Origin of the sequence: Halorientalis pallida (genome assembly GCF_004118325.1) — an archaeon.
In the GTDB taxonomy this organism is placed as follows: Archaea; Halobacteriota; Halobacteria; order Halobacteriales; family Haloarculaceae; genus Halorientalis; species Halorientalis pallida.
Genome location: NZ_RDFA01000003.1, coordinates 303,373 through 321,379 on the forward strand (window position 1 = coordinate 303,373; position 18,007 = coordinate 321,379).

An 18,007-nucleotide genomic window follows, 5' to 3' on the forward strand; every position below is an offset into this window, starting at 1 on the left:
CCCCTAAAATAGTTACACACCAGGCCTGAGGGGTTCCCAGCGGCTTTCAGCGGCGACCACTCGGAAAATTTGTTACCCCGGCCGCCGCGTCCGCGATCTACGCGCCACCGGGCAGCCGATCGAAGGGGCCCCCACTCCCGCCGTCGTCCCCGTCCCCGGTGAGACAGGTCCGCTCCGTCACGGTCTCGCCGTCGTGGACGACGACGATCTCCTCGGGCGCGTCGGCGAGGTCCGGTGCCGCAGCGAGGTAATCGTGGCTGACGATCTTCCGAGTACAGACGTCGGCGTCGTCGGGCCGTTCGGTCACCGCCTCGAAGCGGACGGTCCCGTCGGATCCGGACACGTCGGCCAGTCGCGGGACGCTACAACCGTCGGACGCCACGATCGTCCCGCGGACGACGGGCACGCCGCCACAGATAGCGTCCGCCGAGTTCTCGATCTCACTCCCGGCCCCGGTCGTCACGAACACGTCACCCGCGCCACCGTCACAGGACTCCTTCGTGACTTCCGTGCCGTCGTGGACGACGACCACCTCGTCGGGCGTCTCGTCGTAGCCGGCGACGGTCACGACGTACTCGTGCCCGACCAGGGCCTGCGTGCAGACCGTCACTCCCCCCGTGTCGTCGACGGTCTCCAGTACCAGTCGGAGCGTGCCATCGGTCAGGCTCACGTCCGCGACCGCCGGCTCTTCACAGCCGTCCGAGGCCACGATAGTCCCGGTGACGCCCGTCGCGCCGCCACAGGCGACCGCCGCACGCTCCTCCAGGTCGCTGGTCTGCCCCGTCGTCGTCAGAGTCGTGTTCAGCCCGTCCGAGAGGCCCAGATCCGAAGTGCCGGCGCTCGCGACGCCGGAAACGCCAGTCGTTGCCACGCCGATACCGATCGCCTGAAGGTACTGTCTCCGGTTCATGTCCCCACGATACTATTCTCAACGAAGTGTAATTTTAATCTTTCCGCTAGCATAACAATTTCGACCTCTAGAACGGACGCCGCGACCGTCGACGAGTCGTCTCCGGTCCGTGCTAGGCGGCGTGTTTCGGGAGCTGGACACTGAACACAGCACCGGTATCGTCGGGCGTGACGTCTGACGGGATGTTCGTGTTCGCACGGTCCTCGACCCGGACGCTGCCGCCGTACGCCTCGGCGAGGCGGTTGACGAGGTACAGCCCGATCCCGGTGCCCGGACTTTGGGTGCCCATCTCGCCTTTCCCGAAGATCTCGTCTTTCTGATCGTCCGGGATGCCGGGGCCGTCGTCGGCGACACTGAGGATCACGTCGTCGGCTGCCTCTTCGACCGTGACCCAGACGGTCGGGTCGTCGCTGTCGTTGTGGCGCACGGCGTTGCTCAGGAGGTTGCCGACGACCGACCGGAGCAACTCGTTGGCATAGACGTCGACCGAGGGTACGTCGCCGACGACGGAGATGGTCGCGTCGTCGGCGGTCCGTCGCTTCTCGATCTCGGTGGTGACGACGGGCTTCAGGGAGGTGGGTTCCAGATCGAACGTTTCACCGTGAGCGATGGAGTCGACGATGTCGCCGACGACAGTCGTCAACTCCGAGATGTGCTGAGATGCGTCCTCGATCCGGTCGAGGTACTCCCAGGGTCGCCCCTCGGCGGACTGCTTCGCGACTTCGGCCCAGCTGAGGAGCAACTGGACGTCGTTGTTGATGTCGTGACGCACGAGACGGTTGATGACTGCCAGTTCCTCGTTGGTGGCGGCCAGCTCCCGTTCGCGGCGTTTCTGCTGGGTGATATCGCGCGAGATGAGCTGGAAGGAGTCGCCGCCGCTACCCTCCGTGATCGGCACGGCGATGTTGTGGAAGTGCCGGACGCCGATGTCGTCTTGGAACGTGACGGCGCTCCCGGCCGTGATGGCCCGCTTGCCCTCCTCGATACGGCTCTGTGCGACGTCTCCTGGGATCACGTGCCCGAGTTGCTGCCCGATCAGGTCGGACTCGTCGGTGCCGAAGGAGGTGGCCATCGCGCTGTTGGCTGCGACGATCGTCCCGTCGGTGTCGACGTGGACGATCTCGTCCGGCGTGTTGTCGACGAGCATCTCGTAGCGGTTGCGGGCCCGGCGCTGTGCGACGACGTTCCCGATCCGGTTGGCGAGCAGTTCAAGTCGGTCCTGTGCCGCGATCTCGTCTTTCTTGAAGTACTCGTCGACGCCCGCGCTCATGGCGTGACTGGCAACCATCTCGTCGCCCTCGCCGGTCACCATGACGAACGGAATCCCGTACTGGTCGTCGATCCGCCGGTACAGTTCGAGCCCGTTCATCTCGGGCATCTGGTAGTCGCTAACCACGCAGTCGACGGAGTGTTCTTCGAGGACGGACAACGCCTCGGCACCGCTGTTGGCGGTTCGCGTCGCGATCCCGTGTTCGTCGCCGAGCTTGTCCGCAGTGACACTCACGAAGAAGTCACTGTCGTCGACGACCAGCACATCGAGGGAATCCGACGCGAGCATAGTCTCAGTTGCAGCGGACCCCGCAAAGTATGCTCCGTTCCGGTATTCAGGACTGATATTGCGTTCACATTGTGAACGGACGGCACTCTGTCCCTGGTGTTGCGAATCCGAGAGCTCGGGACCGAGAGGGCGATCGTGGGGTCAGCGGTCCCGCGCTCTCCTGGCGGGCGTCACTACTCCGGGTAGCCGATCCATCTGTGTGAGCGTCAGTCCCGCCAGCGCGATGGCGGCCGCAGTGAGCTGGAGCATCGTCGACATACCGCTTCCGATGTAGACGTTCAGTGCCGGCGCGTACAGCGCGGTCAGCGCGAGCAGGAGGTAGGCCGCGCGGTGCGTGGCTCCGAGGACGTGTCGGCCGTCGAAGCCGATGGTGACCGCGGTGAGTGCGACGACGCCGACGAACACGCAGAACGCCGACACGGGCGTCCCAGTCAGCGACCAGTTGACGAGGCTGTCGTTCACCACGAGCGAGAAGGGGATCAGGAAGCCGGCCGCGCCGATCCGGAGCGACTGCTTGGCCGAGATCATGAATCCGCTGTTGGCGATCCGCGACCCCACGGCGACGCCGACTGCGACCGGCGGCGTGATCGCCGACAGCATCGCGAAGTAGAACACGAACAGGTGGGCCGTGATCTCTGTGACGCCGAGTTCCACCAGCGGACTCACCAGCAGGGTCGCCACGAGGATGTACGCGGCGGGCGTCGGCATCCCGAGGCCGAACAGGATGCTCGTGATCATCGCCAGGATCAACACGACCAGCAGGACGCCGCCGCCGAGCGCGACCATCCGGACACTGATCTCGGAGGTCAGCCCCGTCTGGGTGAGCATGCTGATGATGACGCCCATCGCGGCGAGGACGCCCACCAGCGGGGCCATGTCCATCGCGCCGCGGCGGAAACCCTTGAGGGTCGTGTAGACCGTCTCGACGAGCGTGTAGAGCGTCCGTTCGACGGCCGTCCCGATGGAGACGCCCGAAGCGGTCGCATCGGTGGACTCACCGCCCTCGGTGACCCCGCCGAGATTGCGGGCCAGCGTCGCCATGGGGTTGCCCAGGACCATCGTCCCGATCATCGTCAGAGACGTGTACAGGCCCGCGGCCATCGGCGAGAGCTGCATGACGACCAGCGTGTAGACCAGCACGGACATCGGGATGGCGAAGTGTGCGCCGTCGAAGAAGCGGGCGATTGCACCGGCGAAGTCCTCGCCCACACTGTTGCCGTTCCGGCCCTGCAGGGCGACGGCCTGCAGCAGGCGGGTGACGAGGAGTGCGACGATGGCGGCCGCGGCCGACTGGAGGATGCCCAGGCCGAGGACGAATCGGACCACGTAGAACGCGCCGACGACGACCAGCGCGTACAGCGATTTCAGGAGTGAACCCCGGCTAAAGAGTGAGGACAGAATGCCGGGCCCGTCCGTGTTCTCGGTGGTCCAGCCGTACCGCAGGACGGCGAACTGGACGGCGACGCCGACCGAGAAGTAAAACAGGAGTGCCGGGATGATGGCGGCCTGGATCACCCGGACGTAGGCCACACCGAGGATGTCGGCCATCAGGAACGCGGCGACGCCCATGACCGGGGGCATGATCTGTCCGCCGGAGGAGGCGACGCTCTCGATGGCCGCGGCGAAGTCCTTCCGAACGCCCTGATCTTTCATCATCGGGATGGTGAAGGAGCCGGTGGTCGCGGCGTTGGCCGCCGCGCTCCCGGTGATCGACCCCATCGCCATGCTGGAGATGACGGCGACGTGGACGACGCCACTCCGCAGGTTCTCACCGAGTTTCTTCCCGAGGCCCAAAATTACGTCCAGTGCCCCGAACTCGCGGGCGAGCCCGGCGAACATGATGAAGATGGCGACCCAGGTGGCACCGATCTCCATGATGAACCCGAACGCACCGGAGAGCCGGACCGCACCGTAGGTCGCGATGCCCTCCAGCGAGAATCCGGGGTGCTGGAGGAACCCGGGCATCAGATCGCCGAAGAACGCGTACAGCACGGAGCCGACCGCGACGAGGGCGATGGACCAGCCGTAGGCCCGTCGGGTGGCGTCGATGGTCAGCACGACGATCACCAGCCCGACGTACAGGTCGACGTTCTGAAACCCCGAGATCAGAGCGGGGCCGTCCAGACGCGCGTAGTTGGTGAACACGTGGTAGCTCGTCGCGGCCCCAGCGACCGCGAGCGCGACACAGACGAAGCCGTCGACGATCCGGACCAGACGGTAGGGTCGGTCGGGCACCCAGGCCGTCAGCTTCGTCGCGCTACTCCGGTCGGTCGGGTCCTCGGCGACGGTCAGCGCCTGGGCGAGGTAGTAGAGGGCCGTGCCGGCACCGAAAAAGCCGATGGCGAACTTCGCGCGGACGACAGGGCGCTCCCAGGCGAAGTACAGCGTCACGGCGGTCAGGCCGACGCCGATGAGCGTGATCAGCGTGAGCAGTACTTGTTCGGCGATCCCCCGCTCGCGGAAGGCGGAGAGGTCCTCGCGCGGCGACCAGGTCTCGGTTTCTGATGTGGTATCGGTCATCGTGAATATGGAAAGAGTGGTTACGACAGCGTGGGGTGCTGGTGGCTACTGTTCGCCGACGGAGTAGCTGTCGTTCCAGACGCCTTTCTCCTTGTAGAAGTCGGCGGCAGCGGGGTGGAACGGTAGCGTGTCGTAGCCGTTTTCCGTCCAGAACGATCCCTCCTCCATCGTCCCGAGGAGGGCGTTCTCGTCGCCGAGGCCGTCGCGCTGACTCCACAGCGTCTCCAGGAACGTGTAGAGCGTGTCGTAGTCGAAGTCGTCCCGGGTGACGAAGTTGTACGCCAGCGCCGGCGTGTTGAGTGTATCGGGCGCGTACGCGTAGCCCTCGAACTGGGTCGTGTCGACCTCGCTCATGATGATCGACGGATCCTCTTCGAGCTGGGAAACGACGTTGTCAGGGAACTGGAGCAGGCGCAGGTCCGTCGTACTCTTCATCTGCTGGAGCCAGCTGGGCTCGACGGCGAGGTTGACGAAGGTCCCGGCCCCGGCGTCCAGGCGACCCTCGCTCATGGCACTGCCCTGTTCACCGTAGCCGATGCTGATGCGTTCGTAGTCCTCGGTGACGAAGCTGAGCGCGTACTCGAGCATCTCCGCGGTCCCCGATCCGCTCGGGGTCGGCGAGATGCGATCGCCCGAGCCGATGTCGCTCACACTCGTCCAACCCTCGTTGGACGAACACATGAACCACGCCAGGTCGTACAGGTGGAACACCTGGAACGGAGTGAAATCGAGGCTCCCGAACGGTTCTTCCTCGTTGGCGATCTTGCTCGCCGTCCAGTTCTGGATGTAGACGATGTCGGACTGATCCTGGCTGAGCCGCCCGATGTTGGCGTTTGTCCCCTCGCTAGGCTGGGCCTGGACGTTCACCGTGTCGTTGTTCTGGTTGACGACGTTGGCGATGACCGTACTCATCGTGTAGGCCGCGGTGTCCTGGGTCGAGGTCGTCATGACCATCTCGCCGTCGGCACCGGGCGCCTCGCTACTGCCACTGCCCTCGTCTCCGAAACAGCCGGCGAGTCCGGCCGCACCGACGAGCCCTGCGCTACCGAGCGAACGCTTCATGAACGACCGTCTATCAACGGTATCTAATCTGGATCTTCCACGCATGGGAACTGGATTAACGTTTACTGCATATATAGCCTTCCATGACAGAAGTGTAAAGTTGAAAAATAGTTGTCTTAACAGTGGGCCGTGTTACACACACTCTACCACGCCATGGTTACGCCCTAGATTGCTGGAAACATATCGAGGGCGACCGTCCGAGCGGGATTCGCTGGAAACTGTGTCGTTCGTCCGGGGACACCGTTCCTATCAGTTATCGGGTGCGAGCGTCTCGATGGTCCGCTGGATGTCGGCCTGTTCGGCCGCACGGGGGAAGGATACGGACGCGGAGGTGACGCCATCGATCGCCTCGAATTCGTCGACGCGGTCACGACACTCCTCGGGCGTCCCCGCCACGGCGAGTTCGTCGAGCAGGTCCTCCGGGAACTCCGCGACGATTTCTTCGCGGTCGCCGTCGTCCCATTCGTCGTGAATTTTGTGCGCTAGGTCCTCATACCCCTGGCGGGCCAGCGCGTCCCGGTAGAAAGTACCCATGCCACCGATATAAAAGCATATATGAGATTTGACAAGTTCTCGTGCTTTTTGACGGTCTTCGTCGACACAGCAGGTCAGCGAGACGGTGACTTCCTGCTCGCTGCGGTCGCGGTCGCCGAGGTCGGCGCCGTGATCGAAGTCCTCCAGTCGGTCCCGAAGTCCCTCCTTCGTGAGCATCAGGGCGTGCCAGCCGTCGGCGAACCGGCCGGCGAGTTCGACGGATTTGGGCCCCATCCCGGCGGCGTCGATCTGGGGCGTCTGCTCGGGCGGCTCACAGCGCAGCCGGAACCCGTCGAGGTCGTAGTACTCGCCGTCGTAGCTGACTCGCTCGCCCGAGAGGACCTGTTTGACGACGTCCACAGTTTCACGGGTGAACTTCAGCGGGTTGGCGAAGTCCTTGCCGTGCCAGTTCTCGATGACGATGGGGCCGGAGGGACCGAGGCCGAGGCGGAAGCGGCCGTCGGAGACTTCCTGCAGCGTGGCGGCGGTCTGACCGATGAGCGCGGCCGACCGGGAGTAGATCGGCATGATGGAGGTGCCGATGCCGATCTCCTCGGTGCCGTGGGCGATGCTGGTGAGTGTGGTCACCGCGTCCCGGCCCCAGGTCTCGGGGAGCCACGCGCGGTCGTATCCCAGTTCCTCCGCAGTCTGGGCCTGTTCGACGAGGGTGTCCACGCTGGGCTGTGCCGCGACCGGCAGGAAAACGTCACGTACCATACCCTCTCACCGACCGGGATCGGGAAATAAGTTGCCGCCTCGTGGCAGGCGTTCGGTCGCCAGGCGAGGCTCCCGGTGGACTGTGCGTGCACGACGAAAGTCGGAGCGGGGTGTCGCAGGTTAGACGTCCGGGTCTTCCATGATGTCCGGGACGCCCTTCGCGGTGATGGTCTCGCCGGTGATGTACGAGGACGCATCGCTGGCGAGGAACTGGGTCAGGTCGGCGATCTCCTCTTCGAGACCGATCTGTCGGTCGACCGCCGAGCGGTCGATGTTGTCGGCGCTGACGCCCATCTGACTCTCGACGCCGGGCGTGGCGACGAAACCGGGCGCGATGCAGTTCACTCGGACGCCGTCGTCGGCCCACTCGAACGCGAGCGTCGACGTGAGGTTCGAGACGGCGGCTTTCGCCGCGGCGTAGTGGCTCATGAAGGGTGCGCCGCGGTTGCCCGCCACGCTGGAGAAGTTGACGATCACGCCGCCGTCACCCTCGCGCATGACCTCGCCCGCGGCCTGCGTGCAGTGGTAGGTGCCGTGGAGGTTGATGTCCACGATAGTCTTCCAGCCGTTCTCGCTGATGCCCTCGAAGTTGGCCATGAAGGAGGCCCCGGCGTTGTTGACGAGGATGTCCACACCGCCGAACTCCTCGACGGTCGCCTCGACCAGCGCGTCGACCGCGTCGCGCTCGGTCACGTCACACTCGATGGCGAGACACTCGCCACCGTCCTCGGCGTTGATGCCCTCCGCGACTTCGTCCACTTTCTCCTGCTCGCGCGAGCAGATCACGACGTCGGCGCCGTCGTCGGCGAACCGCTCGGCGATCGACCGACCGATCCCCTGGGACGCACCCGTGACGATCGCCGTCTGATCCTCGACTGCGAACTGCTCTCTCATCGGCTTTCCTCCGTTTCAGTTACCATTGTTAATCAACAATGCCGCGTTCTACCTCAATGTTAATAAATCTGCACATACCGGGTGGCGTGACGGACCGGACATGGGTGGAGCGATTTCCCCGCTACCAATGTCAAGTAAAAAAATTCTAATGGGTAGAAGTGGGAGACCAAGCCATAGGACGATGGTCCCCAACTGCCCTTCCCTTCCGAGGTTGCAGTCATGAGTCCCACTGTCCGACGGCCGCTATCTGTGGTCGCCACGACAGTAGTCGCAGTGCTGCTGGTCGGGTCCGCGACCGGCGCGCCACTCGCGGCTGCGAACAATGTGAACAGTACCCAGTCGACCGGGCCCCAGATATCGCTCAGCGACGTGAGCATCACGCCCTCCCGGCCCGCGCCCGGCGACCTGGTCGAAATCAGTGCCGAGGTCTCGAACGCGGCGACCAGTTCCGAGACCGCGGAGGTCCAGACAGTCCGACTGGAGAGCCGGTCCGGTTTCAAGCGGTACGGACAGGTCAGAGATCTCGGAACGGTGACCCCCGGTGGATCGGTGACCGCACCGCTGACGACGACGTTCGAGGAACCAGGCGTCAAGAAACTGGAGTTGACCGTCTCCGTGAAGACCAACGACGACGAACTGGTCCAGTTCAACTATCCGGTGACGGTCGTCGTCTCCGAGAGCGGGCCGAAGATGAGCATCGACGTGGCGGGCTCGGTCGGCAGGTACCGCGAGATCGCGGTCAACGTCTCGAACGGCCAGCTCGACGCCATCCGGAACCTCGACCTCACGCTCGACGGTCGGAACGTCCGGATCGGCGATCCCGAGCGCCTCGACGCGAAGCTAGAGCCGGGCACCAAACGGACGTTCACGTACTCCGGCTCGATACCGGACGGTGACACCGGTAGCGTCACCGCGATCCTCGAATACACGAACGCGATGGGACAAACCCAGGAACTCGAACGGACGGTCGGACTCGACGCGACGACCGGTTCGGCCGCCGTCGACGGCCCGCAACTGGCGCTGTCGGTGGCCGACGGACTGCCCGGCACGAACCGTCCAGTCAACGTCACCGTCGCGAACGGGCTGGAAGGCGACCTGAGCCAGGTGGAAGTCGCCGTCGACTCCCCGGTCGCGACGTTCACGGCGAGCGAACGTGTGACGTCACAGCTGACGGCCGGCGAGACCACCGACTTCCGCTTCCCAGCTCGCGTGACGGAAAGCGGCTCGTACCCAGTGACGGTGACGCTGAACTACACTGACGACGGCACGCGCAAGCAGGTGACCGAGCGGTTCCAGGCCGCGTTCGACGCGCCGCCGAATCCCGGAGCGATCGAACTCACCGGCGTCGAGGCGGTCGCCCGGGGCGGAACGCTGGAGATCACCGCGACCGCGAGCAACGTCGGCTCCGACGAGGTGAAGTCGGTGATCGTCTCGACGGGCGAGGCCGAAAACGTCGGCCGCAAGAAGTACTTCGTCGGATCGGTCGACGCGAGCGACTTCTCGTCGTTCACCCTCGAACCGTCGGTCCGAGGGAACGTCTCGACGGTCCCCGTAGAGGTGAGCTACGTCGTCGACGACGTCCGGCGCAACTACACGACCGAGATTCCGGTGACGCAGGCCGCGGCACCGGATCGGTCGCCACAGCGGGGTGGTCTCCCGATCGTCCCGATCCTCGTGGTCGTGGCCGTGATCGCGGCGGTCGTGATCTACCGCCGGCGGGGGTGACCGCTGTGACACCCGACCCGGACGAGGACGGATTCGACGCCGGCACGCTGGGCGAGACGATCGCGACGGACCCGATCATCCGCGGGACCGACGTGGTCAAAGAGTACGAGACGGGCGGTCAGATCGTCCGGGCGCTGAAAGGCGTCGACTTCAGCATCGCGCCCGCCGACTTCGTGGCGGTGGTCGGTCCCTCCGGCAGCGGGAAGTCCACCCTGCTCAACCTGCTCGGCCTGCTGGACGTGGCCACGAGCGGCGAGGTTCGCCTGCGCGGCGAGGACGTATCGACGTTTACCGACCGGGAGCAGACTCGGAAACGGAAGGAGACGATCGGGTTCGTCTTCCAGAGTTTCTACCTGATCCCGACGCTCACGGCACTGGAGAACGTCGAGATGCCCCGGATGCTCGACCGGACGCCCACGAAGACCCGCGAGCGGGCGACGCAGTTGCTCGAACGCGTCGGCCTGGGCGACCGGCTCGATCACTACCCCGACGAACTGTCGGGTGGGCAGAAACAGCGCGTCGCCATCGCACGCTCGTTGATCAACGACCCCGACATCCTGCTGGCCGACGAGCCGACCGGAAACCTGGATCGGGACACCGGCGACCAGATCCTCGAGTTGTTCGACGAACTCCGGAGTGACGAGAACGTCGCCGTCGTCACGGTGACCCACGACGACTACGTGGCCGAAGCCGCCGATCGCGTCGTGACGCTCATCGACGGCCGGATTCGGGACACGGAGAGCCGGCGGGCCAACTTCGAGGAGGGTCCCGATCCGTGAACCCGCTCCGCTGGCTCGTCGGGCGGTTTCCGACGCTGGCGCTGGCCCGGCGGAACCTCTCGCGGGCGACGCTGCGCTCGGCGCTGGCCGTCGCGGCCGTGGTCATCGGCGTCGTGGCCATCGGCGCGATCGGCACGGGCGGCGAAGCGTTCAAACAGGATCAACTGGAGGCCTACGAGGGGTTCGGGGGGACGGCGACCGTCGAACCCGACGTCCAGTTCGAGGACGGCAACCTCACCAATACCGAACTGTCGGACGGCGACATCGGCCGCCTCAGACAGGCTACCCCGAGCGCGACGGTGTTGCCCGTCCACGAGCCGGTCGGGGCGACCGTACAGACCCAGGCCGGGACGCTCCTGTTCATGGCTCGGGTGAAGGGACTGGAGAACCCTGGCGAGTTCTACGAGGCCCGGAACGGGACGATCTCGGACAACTGGCGCCGAACCATCGTGATCGGATCCCGGGTCGCAGAGCAAAACGACCTGCAGCCCGGCGACCGGTTGCGGGTGAACGTCACCGACGAGTTCGACCGGAGCTTCGAGATCGCGGCGGTTCTGGAGCCACAGGGCTTCTCTGCCCCGCTCGGAGCGGACCAGACGGTGTTCGTCCCGGCCTCCGAGTTCGAGAGTGACGGGTACGAACAGGCCATCGTCCGCGTCGACACGACGACCGGCTCCATCGACGAGGCGACCCAGGCTATCGAACGGGAGTTCAACGCCCGTGAACAGGTCGTCCGGGTCGAACAGGTCCAGGAGCAACGCGAGCAGTTCGAGGCCTTCTTCGGCACCGTCAACCAGTTCCTGATCGGCGTCGGCGCGATCTCGCTGCTGGTCGCCGCGGTCACTATCGCCAACACGATGTTGATGGCGGCAATCGAACGCGAGAGCGAGATCGGCGTCCTCCGGGCGTACGGCTACCCCAAGCGGGCGGTCGTCAGTCTCCTCGTGGCGGAGTCGACGATCCTGGGCGCGGTCGGGGCGGCCATCGGCGCGCCCCTCGCGCTGGGGATCGGGATGGCGATCAACCAGCTCCTGCTGGGGGACCCGCTCGCGTTCACCGCGGCGGGGCTCCGGTACGTCGGGATCGGCATCGCCTTCGGAATCGTGACCGCGCTGATCGCGGGGCTGTATCCGGCGTGGAAGGCGGCCAACAAGCGGCCCGTGGAGGCGTTGGACTGATGTCGGGTCACACGGAGGTGGGGCGATGAGTTTGCTACGACGGCTCACCGGTCGGTTCCCGTCGGTCGTCATCGCCCGCCGGAACGTCTCGCGGGCACGCACGCGCTCGCTGCTGGCGGCCGCGGCGATCATGATCGGCGTCGTGGCCATCGCCGGCATCGGGGCCGGCGGGGCGGCGTTCAAGCAGAGCCAACTCGACAGGATTCAGGAGCAGGGGGCGACGAACGTCTACGTCTCGCCCGGTTTCGACAAGGAAGATCGGCACTTCGACCGGACCGACCTGATGCGGATCGACGAGACGGTCGGCGGAGCCGGCATCGTCGCCACGGAGTCGCGGTCGATGGAGTACAGGAGACGTTCGAATCGCGAGCGAGGGGTGTCGGTGACGTATCTAGACGATCCGCGCCGACTCTACGACGTGGCTGCCGGAGAGATCCCGAAAAACTGGCGGCGGAGTGCCGTCGTCTCCCGGGAGTTCGCGGCGGACAATGATCTCGAACCCGGCGACCGGATCGTGCTGGCGCCGGAGACCGACGAGGACGAAACTGGGGAGTTCCGCGCGTACCGCGTGACCGCCGTGCTGGCCGAAACCCAGGCGTTCGGCGTCGACCAAGTGTACCTGCCTATCGAAGCGACCGGGGATCGACAGTACGGACAGGTCCGCATCACGACACAGTCGGTCGAGGAGGCCGAAGCCGCCGCCACGGCGCTGCGCGAGGAGTTCAACGGGCGGAAAGACACGCTGATCGTCTTCGAGCTCACGTCGCTCGTGCGCCTGTTCACGTCCATCGTCAACGGCATCAACCTGTTCTTGGCGGGCCTTGGCTCGCTGTCGCTGCTGGTCGCCGGCGTCTCGATCGCCAACACGATGCTGATGTCGGTGACCAAACGACGCGAGGAGATCGGCGTCCTCCGGGCGGTCGGCTACTCGAAGGTCGACATCCTGCGAATCCTGCTGGTCGAGGCCGCACTGCTGGGAGCCATCGGTGCCGGGATCGGCATCGCGCTGGCGCTGCTGGTCGTGCTGGCCGCCAACGCCATCTTCCTGGGTAGTCCCTTCGCGTTCACGTCGGGGTCGCTCCTCTACCTGGTCGGCGCGGTCGTGTTCGGCATCGGTACCAGTCTCGTCGCGGGCGCGTACCCTGCCTGGCGGGCCGCCAACGAGCGCCCCGTCGAAGCCCTCCGGGGCTGACTACCGCCCGTTTTACCAGTTCGCGTACGTGAACGACGGTAGTTATTAATGATGCTAAATGGTATCGGGTAGCATGGACCTTCAGGACCTCGGCGACGAACCGCTTGAGGGCAACGCGGCCGGGCTGCACGGTCGGACGGCGGAGGCGAACGGTGCTCTGACGGCCGTCGAGATGGACGGCGAGTCGCTGACACACGCGGAGTTGCGGAACCGGTCGGCGGCGTTCGCCGGCGGGCTCCACGATCTCGGGCTGGAACCGGACGACCGGATCGTCCTCTACCTGCCCAACGGACCGACCTACGTGATCGCCGCGCTGGGCGGGCTGAAGGCCGGGACGCCCGTCTCGTTCATGAACCCGCAGTACAAGCACCGAGAGATGGTTCACCAGCTGGAAGACACGGACGCCGAGGCCATCGTCACTCACTGGTGGCTCCGTGGCACCGTCGACGACGCGTTGGCGGAGACCGACGCGGATCCGGTGGTCATCACGGCTGGCGACCGCGGGCAGGTACCCGACGGGGACCACCACGTCGACGACGTGACAGGCGAGCCGACCCACGTCGAGCGCGACGGCGACGACGTGGCGCTCCAGCCCTACACCAGTGGCACGACGGGCCAGCCAAAGGGTGTGCAGTTGACTCACCGGAACGTTCGCGCCCAGGGTATCGACATGCTGGTCGACGACGACGAGAACGCCCCGTTGACGCCCGCGGAACTGAAGAGCCTGATCTGGTTGCCGATGTACCACATCACGGGCTTCGTCCACTGTGGGTGGCAACCACTGCTGTGCGGCGGGTCGCTCCACCTCCGGAGCGCGATGCGGTGGGACGCCGCCGAGGCGATGGCGACCATCGAGGGCCTCGGGATCACCCACTTCGTCGGCGTCACGACGATGTACGTCGACATGGTCAACGACGAGGCCTTCGGCGATCACGACCTGTCGAGTCTCGAAGTCGCGGCGGAAGGGGGCGCGAAGATGGCCGTCGCCGTCCAGCGCGAGTTCGAGGACACCGCCGGTGTCGACATCACCGAGGGGTACGGCCTGACCGAGACCTGCGGCGCGACTCACACGGAGAACGAGACCGCGTTCGGCCACCGCGAGGGGACCGTCGGTCAGCCCCTGCAGATGACCGACTCGAAGATCGTCGACGCCGAGGGCGAGGAGGTGATGCCCGGCGAGGAGGGCGAGCTGCTGGTCCGTGGCCCGCAGGTGATGAAAGGGTACCACGACATGCCCGAGGCGACCGAGGCAGCCTTCACCGAACGCGGGTACTTCCGGACCGGGGACGTGGCCCGTCGCGACCGGGACAACTACTACGAGATCGTCGACCGGAAGAAACACGTCATCGTCACCGCCGGCTACAACGTCTATCCCAGCGAGGTGGAGGAGTTGCTCACCGAACACGACGCCCTCGCCGAGGCCGCCGTCGTCGGGATCGACGACGAGCGCCGCAACGAGATCCCCGTCGCGTACGTCGTTGCGCGCCCGGACGTCGAACCCGGCGAGGACGTGACCATCGACGAGGTCAAACAGTTCGCCCTCGACGAACTGGCCGAGTACAAACATCCCCGCGAGGTCGAGTTCGTCGACAGTCTCCCCCGCACGGCCAGCGGGAAGATCCAAAAGTACAAACTCCGGGACGACGAGTAACTTCGTAGCCAGCAGTGAGGGTGCCCGTTCGTCCACTCGTCTGCGTTCGTTAAATAAACTGCCTCAAATAACTGGTTTCGTTAATAGATGTGGACTATATATCTATCATTGTTTCATAATAGGGCAACGCTTATCTGTCGCAAGACACTCCTACTCGGAAAATGAACGAGCAAGCAGAGCAAATGCAGGAGTCGACGACGGTTCATCGGTTAGAGTGTAGCGTGGACTGGCCGCCGGAGAACGTCGCGGCGTACTTCGTCGACTGTGCCGAGCCGATTCTCTTCGACGCCGGGATGGCGGGCGAGACGGCCCGCGAGGAGTTGACCGAGGACGTGGCATCCCACGGCTACGAACTGGCGGACATCGAACACCTGGTCGTCACCCACCCGCACACCGACCACATCGGGCAGGTGCAGGCGGTCATCGACGCCGCCGACTCGGAGGTGTACGCACCCGCGTCGATCCAGCGGCGGTTCGAGCGCGACCCCGAGGATCTGTCCGACACGGTCCGGGCCAACGCTCAGGCGGCCGGCGTCCAGGGCGAGTACCTCGACGACGCTGTCGAGATGTCCGTCGAGTCGCTGAAACGCGACAGCAGTCTCCTCCCGAGCGAGGCCGTCGACCACTGGCTCGGCCGGGGCGAGACCGTCGACGTCGGTCCGCTCACCGTCGAGACGGTCCACACGCCGGGTCACCAGGCCGACCATCTCTGCTATCTGTCCGATCTGGACGGCGAGCGCGTCCTCTTCTCGGGCGACATGGCGCTGGGCACCTTCCGCCCCGTCGCGATGCACACCGGCTTCGACGACGGCTACGAGGACGCTATCGGCGAGTTCTACGCCGCCCTCGACACGCTAGCTGACCTCGACGTGGACCGCGTGTTCACTGGCCACGACGACCCCCACACGGAGTTCGACGTCCGAGTCCAGCACGACCGCGAGAGTCTGGACCGCCTGCTCGACCGAACCCAGGAGGCACTGGAGAACGGTAGCGGGGCGACGGCCGTCGAGATCGCATTCCAGCGCTCGGGCGACCGCAACATGGAGTACCTCGTCATCGAGACCGCCAGCGCGCTGGCCCACCTCGACGGTGAGGGTGTCCTCACGAGCGAGACGGACGACCACGGCGTCCGTCGCTACGAGGTCGCATGACCGAGTACGAGGCCGTCTTCTTCGACATCGGCGGCGTCATCGTCTCGCTCCCCTCGATCCGCCAGGGCTACGTCGACTTCCTCCGGGAGTTCGCCGCCGAGCGTGATCTCGAGCCCGAACCCGCACTGGAGACCTGGCGGGAGCGACTGGGCGAGCACTTCAAATCCGCCGAGGGGACCGAGTACATGTCCGCCGCCGAGGGGTACCACGAGGCCTTCCAGGCCATCGTGGACGGCGATCTCGCCCGTGAGGCGTGGGAACCCGGCTTCGAGGCGGCGACGAAGGCCGCCATGGAGACCGAACCGAACGTGGTCGAGACGATCCAGGCGCTGGACGACGCCGGTTTCTACCTTGGCATCGTCTCGGACATCGACACCCGCGAGGCCCACCGGATGCTCGATCAGTTCGGCATCGACGACGCCTTCGACGGCGTGACCACCTCCGAGGCCGTCGGGTACAAGAAACCCGACCAGCGGATGTTCGAGGACGCCCTCGGGAAAGCCGACATCGACCCCGCACGGGGCCTGATGATCGGCGACCGCTACGACCACGACATGCAGGGCGGCACGGAGGCGGGACTGGGAACGGTTGCCTACAACGGCACAGCGTTCGAGCGTGCCGCAGAGGTCGGCCGTGACGGGTACCGGGTCGTCGGTGAGGACGCCATCGACTACGCCGTCGAGGACCACCGGACACTGCTGGAGGTCGTCGAGGTCGAGTAGCCGGCGCACACGAGCGACCCGCTACGGCTGATTTTCGACGGGACTGAGCGCCGGGCTGATAAACCCCCCTCCCTTCTGAGGAGGAACTGTTAACAAAGTGTGTTCGGTACAGGGCAGGTGCAATGGATTTCGGAATTGACGATAAGACGGCCCTCGTGACGGGGGGTGCGGGCCGCATCGGTGAAGAAGACTGCAAGACACTGGCCCAGGAAGGGGCGGAGGTCGTCGTCCTCGACGTGGACGAGGACGGCGCACAGGACGTGGCAGACGACATCAACGACGGCGACTACGACGGCGAGGCCATCGCCATCGAGTGTGACCTCACCGACCGCGACCAGGTCGGCGAAGTCGTCGACGACCTGCAGGACGCGACCGGCGGCGTCGACATCCTCGTGAACAACGCCGGCCTCGTAGACGCCGTCGGCACGGCCGGCGACCTCGACCCGAGCATCTGGGATCGGGACCTCTCGGTCAACCTGACGGGCACGTACAACATCACCCGCGAAATCTTCCCCAACATGTGCGACCGCGGCTGGGGCCGCGTCATCACGATGTCCTCCCTGGCCGGCTGGGAGGGGGGCTACGGTCAGATCTCCTACTCCACCACGAAGGCCGGACTCATCGGCTTCGGGAAGACCCTCGCCCTGGAGGGCGCACCCGAGGGCGTCACCTCCAACATCCTCGCGCCGACCATCGTCGTCGGCGACCTCGCCGAACTGCCCCACGACCAGCTCGAAAACATCAACGAACACTGGGCCGACATCGCCCGCGCCACGCCGATGGACAAACTCGGCAGCGAAGAAGACGTCTCCAACCTCGTCGCCTACCTCTCCTCCGAGCAGGCCGAGTACATCACCGGCCAGGTCATGGGCGTCACCGGCGGCGTCGATCTGTTCACCTACTAAATTTTCACTTCGGGGGGATTCGCCTGCGGCGAACCCCCACTCGCAAAAATTTAGTATGAAAACTACCGTCTCGCTCGCGAGAAGTGGACCGCCTCGCGCGCAGGGCGCGCTCGGCGGACGAACTGCCAGTGACTCAAACGGAGACTTGTCCCTCCGCTACATATTGGTGCGGTCCGTCCTGTACACGAACCGCGACCATGTTCCGCTCACGACTCGCAGGCTACGGGGTAATCGGACTCGGCGTCCTCTGTACGCTGTCGATTCTCACGCTCGGCGGTAGTACCCAGCGTCGCTGTCCCGAGGTCGGGGGACGAGTGTACGACGCCATCGGTGTCGATCCGACGGGTCTTCGGCTGACGGGGTTCGATCTCGGACAGTTGGCGATCACGTGGTACGACGGCTGTAACTGGCACACAGTCACAGTGTTGCCGCTGCTCGTCGGTGGGCTCCTGCTCGCCAGTGGCGTCCTCACGATCAGACGCGGCGGTGTCGAATCCTGACCCTAAGGA

The 18,007-nt window shown here is 65.5% G+C and carries 15 protein-coding genes; 9 read left to right on the plus strand and 6 right to left on the minus strand.

Going from position 1 to position 18,007, the window contains the following annotated elements:
• Positions 1-97: 97 nt before the first annotated feature.
• The 6 genes from EAF64_RS10250 to EAF64_RS10275 form a co-directional block, all read right to left on the minus strand.
• Positions 98-910, minus strand: coding sequence for a hypothetical protein (locus EAF64_RS10250; RefSeq protein WP_129068887.1), 813 nt, complete (start codon positions 908-910; stop codon positions 98-100).
• A 112-nt stretch (positions 911-1,022) separates the two neighbouring features.
• Positions 1,023-2,468, minus strand: a complete 1,446-nt coding sequence (locus EAF64_RS10255) for a hybrid sensor histidine kinase/response regulator (RefSeq protein WP_129068888.1) — start codon at positions 2,466-2,468, stop codon at positions 1,023-1,025.
• 141 nt (positions 2,469-2,609) lie between these two features.
• A complete protein-coding gene (locus EAF64_RS10260) occupies positions 2,610-4,988 on the minus strand; it encodes a TRAP transporter permease (protein WP_129068889.1) in 2,379 nt (792 codons plus the stop codon).
• Between the two features lie 45 nt (positions 4,989-5,033).
• Positions 5,034-6,050, minus strand: coding sequence for a TAXI family TRAP transporter solute-binding subunit (locus EAF64_RS10265; protein WP_129068890.1), 1,017 nt, complete (start codon positions 6,048-6,050; stop codon positions 5,034-5,036).
• 249 nt (positions 6,051-6,299) lie between these two features.
• Entirely contained in the window at positions 6,300-7,301 is a 1,002-nt protein-coding gene (locus tag EAF64_RS10270) for a TIGR04024 family LLM class F420-dependent oxidoreductase (protein ID WP_129068891.1), read from the minus strand.
• Between the two features lie 120 nt (positions 7,302-7,421).
• Positions 7,422-8,195: an SDR family NAD(P)-dependent oxidoreductase gene (locus EAF64_RS10275; protein ID WP_129068892.1), complete on the minus strand. Its 774-nt coding sequence runs from the start codon at positions 8,193-8,195 to the stop codon at positions 7,422-7,424.
• A 219-nt stretch (positions 8,196-8,414) separates the two neighbouring features.
• Here EAF64_RS10275 and EAF64_RS10280 point away from each other — a divergent pair, with 219 nt between their 5' ends.
• The 9 genes from EAF64_RS10280 to EAF64_RS10320 all read left to right on the plus strand — a co-directional run bounded on the left by EAF64_RS10280 (position 8,415) and on the right by EAF64_RS10320 (position 17,998).
• Positions 8,415-9,920 carry a hypothetical protein gene (locus tag EAF64_RS10280; protein ID WP_129068893.1) on the plus strand — a complete coding sequence of 502 codons (1,506 nt, stop codon included), beginning with the start codon at positions 8,415-8,417 and terminating at the stop codon, positions 9,918-9,920.
• A 5-nt stretch (positions 9,921-9,925) separates the two neighbouring features.
• Positions 9,926-10,699 (plus strand): ABC transporter ATP-binding protein, encoded by a 774-nt coding sequence (locus EAF64_RS10285; protein ID WP_394345752.1) that lies wholly within the window; start codon positions 9,926-9,928, stop codon positions 10,697-10,699.
• Positions 10,696-11,877: an ABC transporter permease gene (locus EAF64_RS10290; RefSeq protein ID WP_129068895.1), complete on the plus strand. Its 1,182-nt coding sequence runs from the start codon at positions 10,696-10,698 to the stop codon at positions 11,875-11,877. The genes EAF64_RS10285 and EAF64_RS10290 overlap by 4 nt, the downstream gene beginning before the upstream one ends.
• Before the next feature lie 25 nt (positions 11,878-11,902).
• A complete protein-coding gene (locus EAF64_RS10295) occupies positions 11,903-13,069 on the plus strand; it encodes an ABC transporter permease (protein ID WP_129068896.1) in 1,167 nt (388 codons plus the stop codon).
• A gap of 73 nt (positions 13,070-13,142) precedes the next feature.
• Entirely contained in the window at positions 13,143-14,720 is a 1,578-nt protein-coding gene (locus tag EAF64_RS10300; RefSeq protein WP_129068897.1) for a class I adenylate-forming enzyme family protein, read from the plus strand.
• Positions 14,721-14,881: 161 nt separating this feature from the next.
• The gene (locus EAF64_RS10305; protein ID WP_129068898.1) at positions 14,882-15,871 is read left to right on the plus strand and encodes an MBL fold metallo-hydrolase; all 990 of its coding nucleotides are present in this window, start codon (positions 14,882-14,884) and stop codon (positions 15,869-15,871) included.
• Positions 15,868-16,593: an HAD family hydrolase gene (locus EAF64_RS10310; protein WP_129068899.1), complete on the plus strand. Its 726-nt coding sequence runs from the start codon at positions 15,868-15,870 to the stop codon at positions 16,591-16,593. The genes EAF64_RS10305 and EAF64_RS10310 overlap by 4 nt, the downstream gene beginning before the upstream one ends.
• 122 nt (positions 16,594-16,715) lie before the next feature.
• Positions 16,716-17,498, plus strand: coding sequence for an SDR family NAD(P)-dependent oxidoreductase (locus EAF64_RS10315; RefSeq protein ID WP_129068900.1), 783 nt, complete (start codon positions 16,716-16,718; stop codon positions 17,496-17,498).
• Positions 17,499-17,695: 197 nt separating this feature from the next.
• Positions 17,696-17,998: a hypothetical protein gene (locus tag EAF64_RS10320; RefSeq protein ID WP_129068901.1), complete on the plus strand. Its 303-nt coding sequence runs from the start codon at positions 17,696-17,698 to the stop codon at positions 17,996-17,998.
• The last annotated feature ends 9 nt before the right edge of the window (positions 17,999-18,007 follow it).

Excerpts from the sequence above, each read along its gene's own strand:
- EAF64_RS10250 (WP_129068887.1), bottom strand. The coding sequence starts at position 910 with ATGAACCGGAGACAGTACCTTCAGGCGATCGGTATCGGCGTGGCAACG.
- EAF64_RS10255 (WP_129068888.1), bottom strand. The coding sequence starts at position 2,468 with ATGCTCGCGTCGGATTCCCTCGATGTGCTGGTCGTCGACGACAGTGAC.
- EAF64_RS10260 (WP_129068889.1), bottom strand. The coding sequence starts at position 4,988 with ATGACCGATACCACATCAGAAACCGAGACCTGGTCGCCGCGCGAGGAC.
- EAF64_RS10265 (WP_129068890.1), bottom strand. The coding sequence starts at position 6,050 with ATGAAGCGTTCGCTCGGTAGCGCAGGGCTCGTCGGTGCGGCCGGACTC.
- EAF64_RS10270 (WP_129068891.1), bottom strand. The coding sequence starts at position 7,301 with ATGGTACGTGACGTTTTCCTGCCGGTCGCGGCACAGCCCAGCGTGGAC.
- EAF64_RS10275 (WP_129068892.1), bottom strand. The coding sequence starts at position 8,195 with ATGAGAGAGCAGTTCGCAGTCGAGGATCAGACGGCGATCGTCACGGGT.
- EAF64_RS10280 (WP_129068893.1), top strand. The coding sequence starts at position 8,415 with ATGAGTCCCACTGTCCGACGGCCGCTATCTGTGGTCGCCACGACAGTA.
- EAF64_RS10295 (WP_129068896.1), top strand. The coding sequence starts at position 11,903 with ATGAGTTTGCTACGACGGCTCACCGGTCGGTTCCCGTCGGTCGTCATC.
- EAF64_RS10300 (WP_129068897.1), top strand. The coding sequence starts at position 13,143 with ATGGACCTTCAGGACCTCGGCGACGAACCGCTTGAGGGCAACGCGGCC.
- EAF64_RS10305 (WP_129068898.1), top strand. The coding sequence starts at position 14,882 with ATGAACGAGCAAGCAGAGCAAATGCAGGAGTCGACGACGGTTCATCGG.
- EAF64_RS10310 (WP_129068899.1), top strand. The coding sequence starts at position 15,868 with ATGACCGAGTACGAGGCCGTCTTCTTCGACATCGGCGGCGTCATCGTC.
- EAF64_RS10315 (WP_129068900.1), top strand. The coding sequence starts at position 16,716 with ATGGATTTCGGAATTGACGATAAGACGGCCCTCGTGACGGGGGGTGCG.
- EAF64_RS10320 (WP_129068901.1), top strand. The coding sequence starts at position 17,696 with ATGTTCCGCTCACGACTCGCAGGCTACGGGGTAATCGGACTCGGCGTC.